At 60.2% G+C, this 18,973-nt stretch carries 16 protein-coding genes; 7 read left to right on the forward strand and 9 right to left on the reverse strand.

Going from position 1 to position 18,973, the window contains the following annotated elements; genetic code table 11:
* Window positions 1–14 precede the first annotated feature (14 nt).
* Complete coding sequence (locus tag CAF73_RS27195; RefSeq protein ID WP_085705088.1) at window positions 15–1,430, reverse strand: cytochrome ubiquinol oxidase subunit I; 1,416 nt, start codon at window positions 1,428–1,430, stop codon at window positions 15–17.
* A gap of 109 nt (window positions 1,431–1,539) precedes the next feature.
* On the reverse strand, window positions 1,540–3,864 hold the full coding sequence (locus CAF73_RS27200; protein WP_085705020.1) for an FdhF/YdeP family oxidoreductase: 2,325 nt from the start codon (window positions 3,862–3,864) through the stop codon (window positions 1,540–1,542).
* Between the two features lie 356 nt (window positions 3,865–4,220).
* On the opposite strand from CAF73_RS27200, the gene moaA reads away from it, so the two are divergent.
* Together moaA and CAF73_RS27210 are read left to right on the forward strand one after the other, a co-directional pair.
* Window positions 4,221–5,219: a GTP 3',8-cyclase MoaA gene (moaA, locus tag CAF73_RS27205; protein ID WP_085705022.1), complete on the forward strand. Its 999-nt coding sequence runs from the start codon at window positions 4,221–4,223 to the stop codon at window positions 5,217–5,219.
* Between the two features lie 29 nt (window positions 5,220–5,248).
* Window positions 5,249–6,148: a bestrophin family protein gene (locus CAF73_RS27210; RefSeq protein ID WP_085705024.1), complete on the forward strand. Its 900-nt coding sequence runs from the start codon at window positions 5,249–5,251 to the stop codon at window positions 6,146–6,148.
* A 49-nt stretch (window positions 6,149–6,197) separates the two neighbouring features.
* Here CAF73_RS27210 and CAF73_RS27215 read toward each other — a convergent pair whose 3' ends face one another.
* The 3 genes from CAF73_RS27215 to CAF73_RS27225 all read right to left on the reverse strand — a co-directional run bounded on the left by CAF73_RS27215 (window position 6,198) and on the right by CAF73_RS27225 (window position 8,941).
* On the reverse strand, window positions 6,198–7,484 hold the full coding sequence (locus CAF73_RS27215) for an ATP-binding protein (protein ID WP_085698187.1): 1,287 nt from the start codon (window positions 7,482–7,484) through the stop codon (window positions 6,198–6,200).
* Window positions 7,485–8,192, reverse strand: coding sequence for a winged helix-turn-helix domain-containing protein (locus CAF73_RS27220; protein ID WP_085705026.1), 708 nt, complete (start codon window positions 8,190–8,192; stop codon window positions 7,485–7,487).
* 140 nt (window positions 8,193–8,332) lie between these two features.
* Window positions 8,333–8,941 (reverse strand): tRNA-(ms[2]io[6]A)-hydroxylase, encoded by a 609-nt coding sequence (locus CAF73_RS27225; RefSeq protein ID WP_085698185.1) that lies wholly within the window; start codon window positions 8,939–8,941, stop codon window positions 8,333–8,335.
* Window positions 8,942–9,100: 159 nt separating this feature from the next.
* Between CAF73_RS27225 and CAF73_RS27230 the strand changes: the two genes are divergently transcribed.
* Window positions 9,101–9,964: a universal stress protein gene (locus tag CAF73_RS27230; protein ID WP_085705028.1), complete on the forward strand. Its 864-nt coding sequence runs from the start codon at window positions 9,101–9,103 to the stop codon at window positions 9,962–9,964.
* 125 nt (window positions 9,965–10,089) lie between these two features.
* Here the strand turns inward: CAF73_RS27230 and CAF73_RS27235 are convergent, their stop codons facing one another.
* Window positions 10,090–10,560, reverse strand: coding sequence for a DUF1289 domain-containing protein (locus tag CAF73_RS27235; protein WP_085610662.1), 471 nt, complete (start codon window positions 10,558–10,560; stop codon window positions 10,090–10,092).
* 468 nt (window positions 10,561–11,028) lie between these two features.
* Between CAF73_RS27235 and acnB the strand changes: the two genes are divergently transcribed.
* Window positions 11,029–13,638: a bifunctional aconitate hydratase 2/2-methylisocitrate dehydratase gene (acnB, locus tag CAF73_RS27240; RefSeq protein WP_085705030.1), complete on the forward strand. Its 2,610-nt coding sequence runs from the start codon at window positions 11,029–11,031 to the stop codon at window positions 13,636–13,638.
* 290 nt (window positions 13,639–13,928) lie between these two features.
* Here the strand turns inward: acnB and CAF73_RS27245 are convergent, their stop codons facing one another.
* The 3 genes from CAF73_RS27245 to CAF73_RS27250 form a co-directional block, all read right to left on the reverse strand.
* The gene (locus CAF73_RS27245; RefSeq protein ID WP_085705032.1) at window positions 13,929–15,209 is read right to left on the reverse strand and encodes a serine/threonine transporter; all 1,281 of its coding nucleotides are present in this window, start codon (window positions 15,207–15,209) and stop codon (window positions 13,929–13,931) included.
* 255 nt (window positions 15,210–15,464) lie between these two features.
* On the reverse strand, window positions 15,465–15,635 hold the full coding sequence (locus CAF73_RS30320) for a hypothetical protein (RefSeq protein ID WP_170929732.1): 171 nt from the start codon (window positions 15,633–15,635) through the stop codon (window positions 15,465–15,467).
* A 50-nt stretch (window positions 15,636–15,685) separates the two neighbouring features.
* A complete protein-coding gene (locus CAF73_RS27250) occupies window positions 15,686–15,880 on the reverse strand; it encodes a hypothetical protein (protein ID WP_085705034.1) in 195 nt (64 codons plus the stop codon).
* Between the two features lie 271 nt (window positions 15,881–16,151).
* Here CAF73_RS27250 and CAF73_RS27255 point away from each other — a divergent pair, with 271 nt between their 5' ends.
* The 3 genes from CAF73_RS27255 to CAF73_RS27265 all read left to right on the forward strand — a co-directional run bounded on the left by CAF73_RS27255 (window position 16,152) and on the right by CAF73_RS27265 (window position 18,958).
* Window positions 16,152–16,535, forward strand: coding sequence for a tautomerase family protein (locus tag CAF73_RS27255; protein ID WP_085705036.1), 384 nt, complete (start codon window positions 16,152–16,154; stop codon window positions 16,533–16,535).
* A 169-nt stretch (window positions 16,536–16,704) separates the two neighbouring features.
* Window positions 16,705–17,673, forward strand: coding sequence for a 2-hydroxyacid dehydrogenase (locus tag CAF73_RS27260; RefSeq protein WP_085705038.1), 969 nt, complete (start codon window positions 16,705–16,707; stop codon window positions 17,671–17,673).
* 217 nt (window positions 17,674–17,890) lie between these two features.
* On the forward strand, window positions 17,891–18,958 hold the full coding sequence (locus CAF73_RS27265; protein ID WP_085698178.1) for a phosphotransferase family protein: 1,068 nt from the start codon (window positions 17,891–17,893) through the stop codon (window positions 18,956–18,958).
* The last annotated feature ends 15 nt before the right edge of the window (window positions 18,959–18,973 follow it).

Consider the following 18,973-nt stretch of genomic DNA (forward strand, 5'->3'; position numbering starts at 1 on the left):
TCAACGCTCCTTTTTCAGTGGATCCGGCTCGCGGATTCGAGGTTGTCGGTGACCGCCGACAGTGGCCGGCGCGGGGTCTGGACCTGAGTGCCCTCAGGCGGGTGTTCGTGGTGCGGCTGCGGGCCTTTGCTCACCAGTTTCATCATGTAGCCGATGCCCACGGTGAACACCGAGCAGTAGATGACAACGAACAGCGCCAGCGAGGTGCTCATCTGCGCTACCGAGTGGTGGGACGCGGCGTCATGGGTGCGCATCAGGCCATACACCACCCACGGCTGCCGCCCGACTTCGGTGGTGATCCAGCCTGCCAGCAACGCGATCAGACCACTCGGCCCCATCAACAGCACCAGCTGCTGGAAGCCGCGATGCCGGTAGACCTTGCCGTTGCGCCGCAGCGCCAGGCCCAGCACACCGACCAGAATCATCAACATGCCCAGCCCGGCCATCACGCGGAAGCTCCAGAAGATCACGGTCGAGTTCGGCCGGTCTTCTTTCGGGAAGCTCTTGAGCGCCGGAATCTGCTTGTCGAGGCTGTGGGTGAGGATCAGGCTGCCGAGGTACGGAATCTCGATCGCGTACTTGGTTTTCTCCGCCTGCATGTCCGGGATGCCGAACAACACCAGCGGGGTCGGCTCGTTGTCAGCGTTTTCCCAGTGGCCCTCGATGGCGGCGATTTTTGCCGGTTGGTGCTCCAGCGTGTTCAAGCCATGGGCGTCACCGACCACCGCTTGAATCGGCGCGACGATAAGCGCCATCCACAACGCCATGGAAAACATCTTGCGCACCGGTTTGCTGTCGTTGCCGCGCAGCAAATGCCAGGCTGCCGAAGCGCCGACGAAGAACGCCGTGGCAACGAACGCGGCAATCGCCATGTGCGCCAGCCGGAACGGGAACGACGGGTTGAACACGATGGCCAGCCAGTCGACCGGCATCACCCGGCCGTCGACGATTTCGAAACCTTGCGGAGTCTGCATCCAGCTGTTGGAGGCGAGAATCCAGAAGGTCGAAATCAGCGTACCGATGGCGACCATCACCGTGGCGAAGAAGTGCAGGCCACGGCCGACGCGATTCCAGCCGAACAGCATCACCCCGAGGAACCCGGCCTCGAGGAAGAACGCGGTCAGCACCTCATAGGTCAGCAACGGCCCGGTGACGCTGCCGGCAAAATCAGAGAACCCGCTCCAGTTGGTACCGAACTGGTACGCCATGACCAGACCGGAGACCACGCCCATGCCGAAGTTGACGGCGAAGATCTTCGACCAGAAATGGTAGAGATCGCGGTAAGTGTCGTTACGGGTTTTCAGCCACAGGCCTTCGAGCACCGCCAGGAAGCTCGCCAGGCCAATGGTGATCGCCGGGAAAATGATGTGGAACGAAACCGTGAACGCGAATTGAATTCGCGCCAGGTCCAGTGCCTCCAGGTTGAACATGATGATGTCCTCATCCAGGCTGAAAAGCGGCAGCACACGGCCGGGCCACCGCCAGGCGCGAACGCCTGCAGCCAGTCAAAATGCAGAAGGGTTGGATCGCGTGGGTCGGCTACGCCACCGACGACGGGATCAGGTTGCTCGCCTCGGCGGCTTCGAGACGGATCGCCACGAACTTGGAGGTCGGTGTATAGGTGCGATCACCGTAGCTTTCCAGCGGCACCAGCGGGTTGGTTTCCGGGTAGTACGCGGCAGCCTGACCCGCTGGAATGTCGTAGGCGATCAATGTGAAACCGCTGACCCGACGCTCGCGTTCGTCGCCCCACAGCGCTACCAGATCGACCTTTTGCCCCGGTTCGAAACCGAGTCGGCGGATGTCCTGCTCGTTGGCGAACACCACGTCGCGCATGCCGTAGACCCCGCGATAACGGTCGTCGAGGCCGTACAGCGTGGTGTTGTACTGATCGTGGGACCGCATGGTTTGCAGAATCAGATGCGGTTTGACCGGCAGGTTGCGCACGCCTTCGCTGATCAGATGCTCCGGCAGCACGCACGGGGTGAACTGGGCCTTGCCGGTTTCGGTTTTCCAGACCCGGTCGGACGCGTTGTTGCCAAGGTGGAAACCACCGGGGATCAACAACTTCTCGTTGAAATTTTCGAAGCCCGGAATCACGTCCGCGATCAGGTTGCGGATGCGACCGTAGTCGCCCACTGCCCATTCCCAGTCGATCGGATGCTTGCCCAAGGTGGCGGCGGCGATCCCGGCAATGATCGCCGGCTCGGATTTCAGGTGCGCTGACTTCGGTTTCAACTGACCAAACGACAAGTGCACCATGCTGAAAGTGTCTTCCACCGTCACGCCTTGCGGGCCTTCGGCCTGGACGTCGATGTCGGTACGGCCCAGGCACGGCAGGATCAACGCATCACGCCCGGTCACCAGATGGCTGCGGTTGAGCTTGGTCGAGATGTGCACGCTCAGGTCGAGTTTGCGCATCGCCGCGTGGGTGCGCGGAGTGTCCGGCGTGGCTTGGGCGAAATTGCCGCCCAGACCGATAAACACCTTGGCTTCGCCACGTTCCATGGCACCAATCGCCATCACCGTGTTGTGGCCGTGCATGCGCGGCACCTTGAAGTTGAAGCGTTTTTCCAGGGCGTCCATCAGCTCGGTCGGGGCCAATTCGTTGATGCCCATCGTGCGGTCGCCCTGCACATTACTGTGGCCACGCACCGGCGACAGCCCGGCGCCCGGACGGCCGACGTTGCCGCGCAGCAGTTGCAGATTGATGACTTCCTGCAGGGTCGGCACCGAGTGCACGTGCTGGGTCAGGCCCATGGCCCAACACATGATCACGCTCCTGGCGCGGGCATACATGCGCGCGGCCAGTTCGATGTCATGCAGCGGCACGCCGGATTGCTCGACGATGTGCTCCCAACGGGTGGCATCGACTTCGGCCAGATAGCTGTCGAGACCCGACGTGTGTTCGGCAATGAACGCGTGATCGAACACCGGTTCGCCGCCGGTGGCCTGGGCTTCACGCTCCCACTCCAGCAGGAATTTGGCCATGCCGCGAATCATCGCCATGTCACCGCCCAAGGCTGGACGGAAGTACGCAGTATTGGTCGCTTCCCAGCCGTTACTCAGCATCTCGATCGGGTTTTGCGGGTTCTGGAAACGCTCCAGCCCACGCTCCTTGAGCGGGTTGATGCACACCACTTGCGCGCCACGCTTCACCGCTTCACGCAGCGGTTCGAGCATGCGCGGGTGGTTGGTGCCGGGGTTCTGGCCGATCACGAAAATCGCGTCGGCGTGGTGCAGGTCGTCATAGACCACCGTGCCTTTGCCGACACCCAGGCTCTCGCCCATGCTTACCGCACTGGCTTCGTGGCACATGTTCGAGCAGTCCGGGAAGTTGTTGGTGCCGTAGGCGCGGACGAACAACTGGTAGAGAAACGCTGCTTCGTTGCTGGCACGTCCCGAGGTGTAGAACTCGGCCTCGTGGGGCGATTTCAGGCCTTTGAGGTGTTTGGCGATCAGCGCGAAAGCGTCGTCCCAGGTAGTTTCCACATAGCGGTCGACCCGCGCGTCGTAGCGCATCGGATGGGTGATCCGCCCCTGATACTCGAGCCAGTAATCGCTTTGCTCGGCCAGGGTCGAAACTGTGTACTTGTTGAAGAACGCCGGATCGACCAGGCGGCCGGTGGCTTCCCAGTTCACCGCTTTGGCGCCGTTCTCGCAGAACTTCAGCATGCTCGCGCCGGGTGCTTCACCCCAGGCGCAACCGGGGCAGTCAAAGCCGCCGTTCTGGTTGGTCTTGAGCATGGCGCGGATGTTTTTCAGGGCGTTTTCACTGCCCAGCCAATTCCTGGTGAGGCTGATCACAGCACCCCAACCCGCAGCGGCGCCCTTGTAGGGTTTGTAACGGTCGACTTGTGACATGGGACTTCTCCATGACGATGCACACAGGCAAAAACCTGATCGGGTTTAAACAGCGACGACTGACTTGAAGTTAAAAAAGCGGTCGTTTCGTTTGACGGGGCCAAGGATAGAAACCGCTGCAAAAACTTGTCTAATCGCTATTAATGACCGCGTTATCGAAAGCATCTATCACGGCTTTAAACCCTTTAAATACAGTCACTTGCAAAAACAGGCAGAGATAAAACCGGAAGAATTATTTCATCATCGACAGTATCAATCGGCCGGTCATTAAGAGTGATTGGACGTTGTCTCAAGTTGCTCATAACCTGCACCGACCCAATTCCTTCAATAGCGGATTTCACCCAAGCGAGGCTGTCATGTCAGAGCGCGTCTTGATCGATGGTTACAACCGCCGCGTCGACTACCTGCGCATGTCCGTCACCGACCGCTGCGACTTTCGCTGCGTGTACTGCATGGCTGAAGACATGCAGTTTCTGCCGCGCCAACGGGTGCTGACGCTGGAGGAGATCTATCAACTGGCGCAGAGCTTTGTCGCGTTGGGCACCCGCAAGATTCGCCTGACCGGGGGCGAGCCGCTGATTCGTCCCGGCGTCGTCGGTTTGTGCCAGCAGATCGCCGCCCTGCCCGGCCTGCGCGAACTGTGCCTGACCACCAACGGTTCGCAGCTCGGCAAACTCGCCAGTCCGCTGTTCGACGCCGGGGTCAAACGCCTCAACGTCAGCCTCGACAGCCTCGATGCCGAACGCTTCAAGCAGATGACCCGTACCGGCGACCTGGCCCAGGTGATCGACGGCATCGACGCCGCGCGCGCCGCCGGTTTTACCCGCACTAAACTCAACTGCGTGGTGATGCAGGGCCGTAACGATCACGAGATCAACGATCTGGTGCAGTTCGCCATCGAGCGGGATCTGGACATTTCCTTCATCGAGGAAATGCCGCTGGGCATCATCAGCGAACACAGCCGTGCCGAGTCGTTCTTCTCCAGCACCCAGGTGCGTGAAAAGATCGCCGAGCGTTACACCCTGATCGACTCCGCCGAGTCGACCCAGGGCCCGTCGCGCTACTGGCGGCTGGCCGAAGCGCCGCACATCCGGCTGGGGTTCATCTCGCCCCACAGCCACAACTTCTGCGGCACTTGCAACCGGGTGCGGCTGACCGTCGAGGGGCGTTTGCTACTGTGTCTGGGGAACGAGCATTCGGTGGACTTGAAAGCGGTGCTGCGGGCCCATCCGGGTCAACCGCAACGGCTGGAGAAAGCCATCATCGAAGCGATGAAGCTCAAACCTTACCGGCACAACTTTGAAGTGAACGACGACGTGCAAGTGGTGCGTTTCATGAACATGACCGGCGGCTGATCCGCCACGTTTTCAAGGCAGAGAGCCGCATGATCATCCGACCCAAGGTCAATCAATTCGCCATTCTCTTCACCCTCAAAGGCTCGATCGCCAAGCGCATCGCCCTGCGCACCCTGATGGTCACGCTGCTGGCGTCGGCCATCGTGCTGGTGGAAATGCTCCACCCGAGCAACTTCACCAAGGTCAACGCTACGCCATTTACCTTGCTCGGTCTGTCGCTGTCGATCTTCATGAACTTTCGCAACAACGCCTGTTACGACCGCTGGTACGAAGCGCGCAAGGCCTGGGGCGAAGTGATCGTGCATGTGCGCTCGGTGATTCGCGAAACCCATGTGATCCGCGAATCGGCGCAACGCCGCTTGCTGTTGCTCAACCTCTGCGGTTTTGCCCACGCCTTGAATGCTCGGCTGCGCCGGGAAAACGAAGCTGCCGCCAGTGCCGAATGGATCACGCCGCAACACGACGCACAGGTACCGGACTACAGCGGACGCATCCTGCAAACCGTCGGCCAGCAATGTTCCGATTTGCATCAAACAGGCGATCTCAGCGAATGGCGCTACATGCTGCTGGCCAATCACCTGACCAGCCTGACCCAGGCGCAGGCGGTGTGCGAGCGGATCAAGAACACGCCGCTGCCCTTCCCCTACACCTTGCTGCTGCACCGCACGATTTACCTGTTCTGCATCCTGCTGCCGTTCGCCATGGCCGAACCGCTGGGCTGGCTGACGCCGCTGTTCACGGCGATTGTCAGCTACACCTTCTTCGGCCTGGATGCGATTGCCGATGAGCTGGAGGACCCGTTCGGCCGGGATGAAAACGATTTGCCGACCGATGCACTGGTGCGCAGCATCGAGCGCGATATTCTGGCGGAACTCGGGACGGAGCCTTTGCCGCCAGCGCTGAAGCCCGTCGACTATGTACTCAGCTGACGGAACTCCGATCCTGTGGGATTGAGGGTGTTCAAAGGGCGGCCTTTGGTTAATCCAGATGCGCCCAGGTCATGCGGAACGACGCGCCACCCCACGGTGAATCGCCGACCTCGACCTGCCCGCCATGGGATTGCGACACTCGCCGCACCAGCGCCAGACCAAGGCCGAAGCCGCCCGTGCGGCGGTCGCGGCTGGCGTCCAGGCGCGAGAACGGTTCGAAGATTTTCTCCCGACCTGCCAGCGGCACGCCCGGTCCGTCGTCATTGACCTGCACTTCGTATTGATCGCCGACGCGCACCAGCGACACCTCGACCCGCTGCTCGGCATAACGAATGGCGTTGCGCAGCAGATTGATCACCGCCCGCGCCATGAAGCGCGGTTCGATCCGCACTTCATCAACCCGGCAATCAACGATCAACAGCTGAACCCCGGCCGCCTCGGCTTCCAGCGCCACACTGCCGACCACGCTGTCGAGCCAGTTGGCCGCTTGAATATTCTCGCGGGTGATTACCGTCGCTCCGCGTTCAAGGCTGGCGTAGGTCAGCAGTTCGGAGACCATTTCCTCCAGCTCGCCAAGGTCGGCGTACATGTCGGCGATCAGTTCGCGGTTCTGGCTGGCGTCCGGTTGCTGCTTGAGCTGATCGAGTTCGAACGACAACCGGGCAATCGGCGTGCGCAGTTCGTGGGAGACCGCGTTGGTCAGTTCGCGCTGATTGGCTATCAAGCCTTCGATACGCGCCGCCATCAGGTTGAAGTGGCCGGCCAGGTCGCGGATGTTCGAGCGTTTGGACAGCTGGATCCGTACCGAAAGGTCGTTGTCGCCGAAGCGCTCGGCGGCCAGTCGCAGTTTTTCCAGATCGCGCCAGTGCGGGCGCACCCAGAAGTACAAAACGATGCCGAGCAGCACCGCCAGCATCATGTAGGCCCCGGCAATATAGAACGGCATCAGGCTCGGCTCGGGCGGCAATTTGATGCTGAGCAGTTGTGAACCACCGTCGATGTTGCTGATGAACTGGGTGTAATCGTCGCGAATCACCAGCAGATCCTTGGCCAGCTCGGCTTTTTCCTGATCGTTGAGGTTCAACTGGTCAGCCTCGACCAGACTCAACGTCAGCCCATAGTGTGGCCGCAATGCCTCCAGTTGCGCCTCGCGCGCAACGCCCTGCTGGTCGCGCATGTGTTCGACCAGCGACCATGCCTGACCGCGTACCGCCTCGCGGTTGTAGGCCTGCATCTGGTTGTCGAGCAACGCGTTGAAGGTGTGTTCGACGGTTTGCAGCGCCGCCACCAGCCCGACGGTCATCACCAAAAACAGCCCGAGAAATAACCGCAGCATCTACAACTCCCACGCGAACGGGTTGAACAGATAACCCTTGCCCCACACGGTCTTGATGCACACCGGTTCACGCGGGTTGTCCTTGAGTTTGTTGCGCAACTTGCTGATGTACACGTCGACGCTGCGATTGAGGCCATCGAAGGCGATGCCGCGCATGCGGTTGAGAATGTCATCGCGTGACAGGATGTTGCCGGCGGCACTGGCCAGCAACCAAAGCAGTTCGAATTCCATGGTGGTCAGTTCGATCGGCTCGCCCGCCAGACGCACTTCACGGCAACTGCGGTCGATGATCAGGTTGCCGAACTCCAGCGAGCTGACCACACCGCTTTCCGGTACTTGCCGGCGTTGCAGGGCCCGCAGGCGTGCGAGCAGAACAGGCGGTTTGATCGGTTTGATCACATAGTCATCGGCGCCAGACTCCAGGCCCAGAATATGGTCGACGTCATCCTCCTTGGCGGTCAGGATGACGATCGGCGTGTCCGACACGCTGCGGATTTCCCGGCACACGTGCAGACCACTCTGCCCCGGCAGCATCAGGTCGAGCACCACGACTTTGGGCCTGAATTCAAGAAACGCGGCCACGGCCAGATCGCCGCGATGCACCGTGCGCACATCAAAGCCGTATTGTTCGAGAAAGTGGGCGATCAGCGCGGCCAGCCGCTCATCGTCTTCCACCAGCAGGACTCTGCCAAAACCCAGGTTATCCATAACGACCGCCGCCAACCGCTTTGTGAAGTGGGCGACATTATGCGGGCATTCAATGGCGAGTCGTTTACGCCAGGCAGCAAAAACCGGCCTCTGGGGCCGGTTTTCGTTGATGTTTCATACTCTTAAGAGTTTTTAACAATTCATGCCGCGACGGGTACGCCGCTGTGGAAACGGAATTCTTCGTCCGGGGACTCGATCAGATCCTGCTCGGCGGCGCGGACTTTTTCGATCACTTGAGCGATGTCCCCGGCGTCGCCGTACTGGTAGGCCAGTTTCAGGTAACCCTGGAAATGCCGGGCCTCGCTTTTCAGCAGGCCGAAGTAGAACTTGCCGAGTTCTTCGTCCAGATGCGGCACCAGCGCTTCGAAACGCTCGCAACTGCGCGCTTCGATGAAGGCGCCGACCACCAGGGTGTCGACCAGTTTGACCGGTTCGTGGCTGCGCACCACTTTGCGCAGGCTGGAAGCATAACGGCCGGCATGCAGCTGACGCAGTTCGATCTTGCGCCGCTTCATGATGCGCATCACCTGCTCGTGGTGCACCAGCTCTTCCCGGGCCAGACGCGACATCATGTTGATCAGATCGACATGGGAATGGTACTTGGCGATCAGGCTCAACGCGGTGCTGGCGGCCTTGAACTCGCAGTTCTTGTGGTCGATCAGCAGGGTTTCCTGATCGGCCAGCGCGGCCTGGACCCAGGCGTCAGGCGTGCGGCAACCAAGGAATTCGTGGATTTCGGGAAGGATCATGGGGCTCACGGTCAAAAGGTGTTCGAGCGAAGGGCGCCGATTATACCGGCCTGCCCGCAGACCACCAGCGGCCTGCGTTGATATGCATCAAGTCGCAGACGGATGCGCAGCAACTATAGTTGTGCAACGCCGTGCCTTTTCATTGCTGGAGACTCACTCATGCAAGCCATTCGCAGCATTCTGGTGGTCATCGAACCCGAACACGCGGAAAGCCTGGCGCTCAAGCGCGCCAAGCTGATCGCCGGGGTGACCCAGGCCCATTTGCACCTGCTGGTCTGCGACAAGAAGCACGATCACGCCGGCATGCTCAGCGTGCTCAAGGCCGCGCTGTTGGCGGATGGCTACAGCGTCACCACCGAACAGGCGTGGAACGAGAGCCTGCACGAAACCATCATCGACGTGCAGCAGGCCGAAGGCTGCGGGCTGGTGATCAAACAGCACTTCCCCGACAGTTCGCTGAAAAAGGCCCTGCTGACCCCGGCAGACTGGAAACTCCTGCGCCACTGCCCGACTCCGGTGCTGCTGGTGAAAACCTCCGCCTCCTGGAAAGACCGAGTGATTCTGGCCGCTGTCGATGTAGGCAATGCCGATGGCGAACACCGCCACCTGCACACCACCATCATCGACCACGGTTATGACATCGCCAGTCTGGCCAAAGGGCATCTGCACGTGATTACCGCCCATCCGTCACCGATGCTGTCGGCGGCCGACCCGACCTTCCAGCTCAAGGAAAGCATCGAGGCGCGCTATCGTGAGCAATGCCGGGCGTTTCAGGCTGAATTCGACATTGATGACGCTCACCTGCACGTCGAGGAAGGACCGGCGGATGTGCTGATTCCGTTCATGGCGCACAAGCTGCAGGCGGCGGTGACCGTGATTGGCACCGTGGCGCGCAGCGGGGTATCCGGGGCGTTGATCGGCAACACGGCCGAACAGGTGCTGGATCAGCTGGAGAGTGATGTACTGGTGCTCAAGCCGCAGGAGGTTGAAGACCATTTGGTCGAGTTGGCGGTCAAGCATTAAGGCCTTCGGTGCCTGAACCGGCCCCTTCGCGAGCAAGTCGAATCGTCGCACCGTCGCTCCCGCAGTGGTTTTGTGAACGACATTAACCCAATGTGGGAGCAGCTTGCTCGCGAAGCTTTTGAACTTCAGTCGCCGAGGGCGTCTTTGAGAAAACCTGGCGCGATATAGCGCTGATAGTGCGCTTCCGACAGCAGGAAAAATTCCCGATCAATGGCATCGCGCAGTTCCGGCAGGTTCCAGTCGCGAAACTCCGGCAGCAATACCATCCCGTAGGCTTCCAGATTAATGATCACCCGCGCGCCCCGGGCGATCAGTTGATAAGCCCAGCAATATTCCGACTGATGCGGCACGAAGCGGATCTTGCGCTGTTCCAGCTGATGGCGCAGGCGCGCCGGATCGAAGACCTCGACCTTGCTGGCCATCACTTGTGACAGCAATTGCTCGAGACGCAGCCAGACCGCGCGCTTTTCTTCCTCGTTGTAACCGTTCCAGTGGATCACTTCGTGGTGGAAACGCTTGCAGCCACGGCACACCAGATCACCGTAAACGGTAGAGCAGAGGCCGACGCAGGGGGTCTTGATGGTCTGATTGGGCATAAATGGGCAAAACACTTGAAACGCGGAACAGGTCGGCATGTTAGCCCTTTGTCCGCCATTCATCACCCCTCAAACGTCAGGGGCAAGCGCTGGATCGGGGTTTGGCCCGATGGCGCACAACGCCACCAAAGTCCAATAGAGCGCGACTTACCTTTAAATTTTTTTTGCCGTAGAATCAGCCAGCCTTTTTAGGCGCCAATGTCCGTTAGAAGCTGTTTTCAAAGCGTCACGAGCACAGTCGTTCCTTCAGAGCGGTGTTGGCGTAAGGTTTTTCCAGCGGGGAAAAGCCGTACGCCAACCCTCATCAGCTCCCCGTTCTGCAGGCGTAAAACTTTGAAAGCAGCTTCTGTAAGGAATTGCCGGTAATTCTGGCCGAACGACCCACAACGTCGTGAGGAGCATGAGTACGGCAATTTCGGGATGAGCGTCCCGGACACCCATTTGGGACCACTGATGAGGGTAATAACTGTGCTTGAAGCCTACCGCAAACATATCGAAGAGCGTGCAGCCCTGGGTATCGTTCCCCAGCCGCTTAACGCCGAACAAACTGCAGGCCTGGTCGAGCTGCTGAAGAATCCTCCGGCTGGCGAAGAAGCTTTCCTCGTTGACCTGATCACCAATCGCGTACCACCAGGAGTGGACGAAGCCGCCTACGTCAAGGCCGGTTTCCTCTCCGCACTGGCCAAGGGCGAAGTCTCCTCCCCTCTGCTGGACAAAAAGCGCGCTGTAGAACTGCTCGGCACCATGCAGGGCGGCTACAACATCGTGACTCTGGTTGAACTGCTGGACAACGCCGAACTGGCGCCAGTGGCCGCCCAAGAACTCAAGCACACCCTGCTGATGTTCGATGCCTTCCACGACGTGGCTGAAAAAGCCAAGAACGGCAACGTTCACGCCAAGGCCGTGCTGCAATCCTGGGCTGACGGCGAGTGGTTCAAGAAGCGCCCTGTGCTGGCCGACAAGATCAGCCTGCGCGTCTTCAAGGTGACCGGCGAAACCAACACCGACGACCTGTCCCCTGCTCCTGACGCCTGGTCGCGTCCAGACATCCCGCTGCACGCTCTGGCCATGCTGAAAATGGCCCGTGACGGCATCGTTCCGGACGAGCAAGGCAAGACCGGCCCGATGAAGCAGATCGAAGAAATGCGCGGCCAGGGCTTCCCTATCGCCTACGTCGGTGACGTGGTCGGTACCGGTTCCTCGCGTAAATCGGCGACCAACTCGGTTCTGTGGTTCTTCGGCGACGACATCCCTTACGTGCCGAACAAGCGCGCTGGCGGTTTCTGCTTCGGCAGCAAAATCGCTCCGATCTTCTACAACACCATGGAAGATGCCGGCGCACTGCCAATCGAGTTCGACGTGTCGAACATGAACATGGGCGACGTGATCGACCTGTACCCGCACGCTGGCAAAGTCTGCAAGCACGGTACCGACGAAGTCATCACCACCTTCGAAATGAAGACCCCGGTCCTGCTGGACGAAGTCCGCGCCGGCGGCCGTATCCCGCTGATCATCGGCCGTGGCCTGACCGAGAAGGCTCGCGCCGAGCTGGGTCTGCCAGCGTTCGACCTGTTCAAGAAACCTGAAGCACCGGCCGAAAGCACCAAGGGTTACACCCTGGCGCAGAAAATGGTCGGCAAGGCCTGCGGTCTGGCAGAAGGCAAAGGCATCCGTCCTGGCACCTACTGCGAACCGAAGATGACCACCGTAGGTTCTCAGGACACCACCGGTCCGATGACCCGTGACGAACTGAAAGACCTGGCGTGCCTGGGCTTCTCCGCTGATCTGGTGATGCAGTCCTTCTGCCACACCGCGGCTTATCCAAAGCCGATCGACGTGACCACCCACCACACCCTGCCTGACTTCATCATGACCCGCGGCGGCGTTTCCCTGCGTCCGGGCGACGGCATCATCCACTCGTGGCTGAACCGCATGCTGCTGCCGGACACCGTCGGTACCGGTGGCGACTCGCACACCCGTTTCCCGATGGGCATCTCGTTCCCGGCCGGTTCCGGTCTGGTCGCGTTCGCCGCCGCCACCGGCGTCATGCCGCTGGACATGCCGGAATCGATCCTGGTGCGTTTCAAAGGCAAAATGAAACCTGGCATCACCCTGCGTGACCTGGTTCATGCCATTCCTTACTTCGCCATCCAGAACGGTCTGCTGACCGTCGAGAAGAAAGGCAAGAAAAACGCCTTCTCCGGCCGCATCCTGGAAATCGAAGGCCTGGAAGGTCTGACCCTGGAGCAGGCGTTCGAACTGTCCGACGCCTCGGCCGAACGTTCGGCTGCCGGTTGCACCATCAAGCTGTCGAAAGAGTCGATCACCGAGTACCTGCAGTCCAACGTCACCCTGCTGCGCTGGATGATCGGCGAAGGCTACGGTGATGCGCGTACCCTGGAACGTCGTGCTCAAGCGATGGAAGCCTGGATCGCCAACCCGCAACTGATGGAAGCCGATGCCGACGCCGAATACGCCGAAGTCATCGAAATCGATCTGGCCGACATCAACGAGCCTGTACTGTGCGCGCCGAACGACCCGGACGATGCCCGTCTGCTGTCCAGCGTTGCTGGCGAGAAGATCGACGAAGTGTTCATCGGTTCGTGCATGACCAACATCGGTCACTTCCGCGCTGCCGGCAAGCTGCTGGATCAGGTCAAGGGTCAACTGCCAACCCGTCTGTGGCTGTCGCCGCCGACCAAGATGGACGCTCACCAGCTGACCGAAGAAGGCTACTACGGCATCTACGGCAAGGCCGGCGCCCGCATGGAAATGCCAGGCTGCTCGCTGTGCATGGGTAACCAGGCACGCGTTGAGCCGAACAGCACCGTGGTGTCGACGTCGACCCGTAACTTCCCGAACCGTCTGGGCGACGGCGCGAACGTCTACCTGGCTTCGGCTGAGCTGGCGTCCGTTGCTTCGATCCTGGGTCGCCTGCCGACCGTCGAGGAGTACATGGAATACGCTGGCAAGATCGACAGCATGGCGGCCGACGTTTACCGCTACCTGTCCTTCGACCAGATTGCCGAGTTCCGTGAAGCTGCTGCGAACGCCAAGATCCCTGTCGTTCAAGCCTGACGCTGCAACGCAATGAAAAACGCCGCCCATCGCGAGATGAGCGGCGTTTTTTTATGCCTGCTGACGGCTGGTGCTGATCGTTCCCTCGCTCCGCGTGGGAATGCAGCCAAGGACGCTCTGCGTCCTGAACCGTGACGCAGAGCGTCACAAGAGGCATTCCCACGCAGACGGTTCTACGCCTCGACGAGGGAACGATCAATTACAAACCATACAGGCACAAAAAAGGCCGACCTGCGATGCAGGTCGGCCTTTGTGTTTCACAAGGTCAAATGCGACCTTGCTGCTGAACCTCAAGCAGTCAGCGAATAGATCAACGCCGAAATCGCCACCAGACCCACTGCGGTGACAAACACGTTCGACATCTGCCCACGATAACGGGCCATCGCCGGCACTTTGCGGATCGCGTACATCGGCATCAGGAACAGGATCGCCGCGATGACCGGGCCACCGATGGTTTCAATCATGCCGAGGATGCTCGGATTCAGGGTCGCCACGATCCAGCACACCACCAGCATGAACGCCGCCACGATGCGATCCAGAGCCTTGGCACCTGGACGCTTGCCGCTTTTGACGATCAAGCCCTTCAGGCCTTCGCTGGCTCCGATGTAGTGGCCGAGGAACGACTTGGAGATCGCCACGAACGCAATCAGCGGCGCGGCGAACGCGATGGTCGGGTTGCTGAAGTGGTTGGCCAGGTAAGACAGGATCGACAGGTTCTGCGCCTTGGCTTGCGCCAGTTGTTCCGGCGACAGGGTCAGTACGCAGCTGAACACGAAGAACAGCACCATCAGCACCATCAACAGGTGGGCGCGAGACAGGATCTGCGAGCTGCGCTCGTCGGCGTGAACACCGTAACGACGCTTCTGATCCACCGCAAACGCCGAGATGATCGGCGAGTGGTTGAACGAGAACACCATCACCGGAATCGCCAGCCACAGCGTGTGCAGCAGCGCCGACGGTGCCGGCACTTGCGAGGCGGTGGTCAGGATGCCGCCGTTCCAGTGCGGAATCAGGTACACCGCCAGGAACAGCAGCGCGACGATGAACGGATACACCATCAGGCTCATGGCCTTGACGATCACTTGCTCGCCGCAGCGCACCACGACCAGCAGGCCGAGGATCAGCACGAACGACAACACCGCGCGTGGTGGCGGCGTGATGTGCAATTGGTGTTCAAGGAAACTGGCGACCGTGTTGGTCAGGCCGACGCTGTAGATCAGCAGGATCGGGAAGATCGCGAAGAAGTACAGCAGAGTGATCAGTGCACCGGCCTTGATGCCGAAATGCTGTTCCACCACGTCCGTGATGTCGGCTCCTTCGCGACCGGAAAGCACGAAGCGGGTCAGACCGCGGTGTGCGTAGAACGTCATCGGGAAGGCCAGCAGCGCGAGGATCACCAGCGGCCAGAAACCACCCAGACCTGCGTTGATCGGCAAAAACAGGGTACCGGCGCCGATGGCCGTCCCAAACAGTCCCAACATCCAGGTAGTGTCATGGCGATTCCAGCTCGACAGTTCAGCTGGTGCTGCCGCTTCAAAGCGTTGTTCGACGCTATTGGCCTGATCATTCATCCGGTCGGATCTCCGCATTCCGGTCACTTGCCACTCGGTCGGGACGCGTCGGAAAAAACCGACAGACATGCCCCGGCCGAAACAGGGGCGCGATTCTCCGCGATAAATGAGCAGAAGCAAAGACTTAGCTGAGGAATGGTTGTGCGGAGCAGATCGAAGACTTGTCGCTTTTGGGAAAAAACATGTCGGCAACGGATACGCCACATGTCGTTTTATGGCATGTTTCGGTGCCGGATGTGACAGGGCAAAACCCGATCAAATCGATCGGCCCAACATGAAGCCGAGGGACATGCAAAAAATGCCGAAACCCAGCATGCCCCAGACTGGGTACATATCGTTTTTATCCTGGATTCGCATTTTCTCGACCCACTCCTCGTGCTCTCGATCTGCTTCTTCCATTATCGCTTTACGGTCGAACGTGCTCATGTAGATGTCCTTTTTGGGGTCATGGGGCTGACTGTGTGACGCACACATGCTCAAAACTTGAAATAGACACCTGCTACTGCGGTGATTGCGGTTACCACCGCTCCCAATACCGCGAGCGGGTACAGATTAGTCTCCCTGTTGAGTTTCTTTACTTCCGCCAAAAGCTTTTGCCTTTCAGCCCTCAGCTTGCGTGATTCATTCATTAGCCTGTCGAGTTCCAGACTTTCACGATCGTTCTGAAGCATTGGCCTTCCTTGGCTGATGGCAATTCCCGCACAGGCTGCCGCTCCATCCTGAGAGCATCCCGCGTTGCCCCTGTATGTTTCCGCGTTTCCAATCCCACGGTATAGCGGACGATTCCGCCGGACACCGTAGGCAACATCCGTAAATCCCGCAGGACGGTGCATCCATTTCCTACCGTTTTTAAACAACCTCACCGACTGGCATTTTTCGGCTATACCCAATGGCGAATCGACTGACATCCCCGTCCAGTCCCCTCGCCTGTGGAGCCTTCCCATGCCCCTCGTTCGCGTCGACATCAAGAAAAACCCGGATCCGACGTTCGCCAAACGCATTGGCGAAGTGATCTACACCGCCCTGCGCAGCGAGATCAATGTGCCGGAACACGACAATTTCCAGGTGCTGGCCGAGCACGACGACCAGCATTTCGTCTATGACCCGCAATACCTGGGGATCCAGCGCAGCGACGGCATCGTGTTCATCCAGTTGACCATCAGCGAAGGCCGCACCGTGGAGATGAAGCAACGGTTGTTCCAGACCATCGCGCGCAATCTGAATCAGCAACTGGCCGTGCGTCAGGAGGACGTGTTCATCAACCTGGTGGAAGTGAAAAAAGAGAACTGGTCGTTCGGCAACGGCATCGCCCAGTACGTGACCTGATCCTGTAACCACCAGCGCCGACATCACCTGACGAAGCACCCGCGCGATCCCTGCATCAGCTCCTACACTGCCTGATGCGGGGCCGCGCCAGCCGTTGCCAAACCGCTCTGGAATCAGCACTCTGAATCGACTTTTGCGCCCGAAGACCGACGATCACAGGAGCCGAGCAATGCCCGCCACCGTTCTGGTACTGGTTGAAACCATCAATGACTATTTGCCGATTCTCGAACGTCAGGGATTTCACCTGATTCTCGCGCCGACTCCTGCCGAACGCGCGCAAGCCATCGCCACTCACGGGGCACGGATCGACGCGGTGCTGACCCGTGGCCCGCTGGGTTTGTACGCGGAAGAAATCGCCGCATTGCCCGCGCTGAAAATCATCTGCGTGATCGGCGCCGGTTACGAGCAGGTCGATCTGCAAGCCGCCAGTGACCGTGGGCTGACCGTGACCAACGGCGCCGGCGTCAACGCGTCATCGGTGGCCGACCACGCCATGGCCATGCTGTTGGCGCTGGTGCGGGACATTCCGCGCTGCGATGCGGCAGTACGTCGGGGCGAGTGGCCGAAAATCATGCGCCCGTCGCTGGCCGGCAAGCGCCTGGGAATTCTCGGCCTGGGCGCGGTGGGGATGGCGATTGCCAAGCGCGCCGGTCTGGGCTTTGACATGGAGATCAGCTACCACAACCGTCAGGTGCGCAGCGACGTGCCTTACGCGTTCTGCTCGACCCCGACCGAACTGGCCCGGGCCTCGGACTTTCTGGTGGTCGCCACGCCTGGCGGCATCGGCAGCCAGCATCTGGTGACCCGTCCGGTGCTCGATGCCTTGGGGCCCAACGGCTTTATCGTCAACATTGCCCGCGCCAGCGTGATCGCCACCGCCGACCTGATCAGCGCGCTGGAACAGCGTCGAATCGCCGGCGCAGCGCTGGATGTGTTCGATCACGAGCCGCAAGTGCCCGATGCGCTGAAGAGCCTGAGCAATGTACTTCTGACCCCGCACGTCGCCGGGCTGTCACCGGAAGCCACCCAGGGCACCGTTGAGCTGGTGGGCAAGAATCTGGTGGCGTTCTTCTCCGGCCAACCGGTGCTGACACCGCTCCAGTTGCCGCCAAAGCTGAACAACCAGCGCGTGCACTAAAGCACGCCGGGCAGAGTCCACAGACGCCGGGCTTCGGCGTCTGCCGAAATCATCCCGGACGTGCCGGCGTCGGGCTGCGGCACGCCACGTCCATTTCCAAAGTTGATTACCGTCCAACACGCTAACCTATAAGACCGAGCCGCGCTTGTGACGACCCGAGCGCGCCATTAGATTAGCCAATGATGTCTGGCCTCCAAAATAAGCAGAAGGGATAAGCATGGCGCTTACTGACCAGTCCACCCGTATCCGCTCTGGCGAAGAACTCGATGCCAGCCTGATCGATCCGTACCTCAAGGCGCACATTCCGGGCCTGACCGGCACGCCCCGGATCAGCCAGTTTCCCGGCGGCGCGTCGAACCTGACCTACCTGCTTGAATACCCGGACCAGGAGTTCGTCCTGCGCCGTCCACCGTTCGGCCACAAGGCCAAGTCCGCCCACGACATGGGCCGCGAATTCCGCATTCTCAACCAGTTGCGCGACGGCTTCCCGTATTGCCCGAAAGCCTACGTGCACTGCACCGACGATTCGGTGATCGGCGCCGAGTTCTACGTGATGGAACGGGTCAAGGGGATCATCCTGCGCTCCGACCTGCCGCCGGAACTGGGCCTGGACTCAGCCAAAACCGAAGCCCTGTGCAAGAGCTTCATCGACCGTTTCGTCGAGCTGCACCGGGTCGATTACAACGCCTGCGGCCTCGGCGACCTCGGTAAGCCTGAAGGCTACGTCGCCCGCCAGATCAAGGGCTGGAGCGAGCGCTACGAAAAAGCCCTGACCCCGGACGCACCGCACTGGGAACAGGTCAAAGCCTGGCTCAACGACAAGATGCCGGCCGACCACCCGACCTCCAGCATCGTGCACAACGACTACCGCTTCGACAACGTCATCCTCGACCCGACCAACCCGATGCAGATCATCGGCGTGCTCGACTGGGAGCTGACCACCCTCGGCGATCCGTTGATGGACCTGGGCAACACCCTCGCCTACTGGATCCAGGCCGACGACCCGGCGCCGGTGCAACTGATGCGCCGCCAGCCAAGCCACGCACCGGGCATGCTCACCCGCCGCGAATTCGTCGACTACTACGCCGAACGCTCGGGCATCCAGATCGACAATTTCGACTTCTACTACACCTACGGCCTGTTCCGCCTGGCCGGCATCGTGCAGCAGATCTACTACCGCTTCTTCCATGGCCAGACCCAGGACAAACGCTTCGCGCAGTTCATTCACATGAACAAACTGCTGGAGCAGATGAGCCTGCAGGTCATTGCCAAATCCAGCCTCTGATGACGGCGTTATAAC

This window comes from Pseudomonas sp. B15(2017), from assembly GCF_002113215.1.
In the GTDB taxonomy this organism is placed as follows: Bacteria; Pseudomonadota; Gammaproteobacteria; order Pseudomonadales; family Pseudomonadaceae; genus Aquipseudomonas.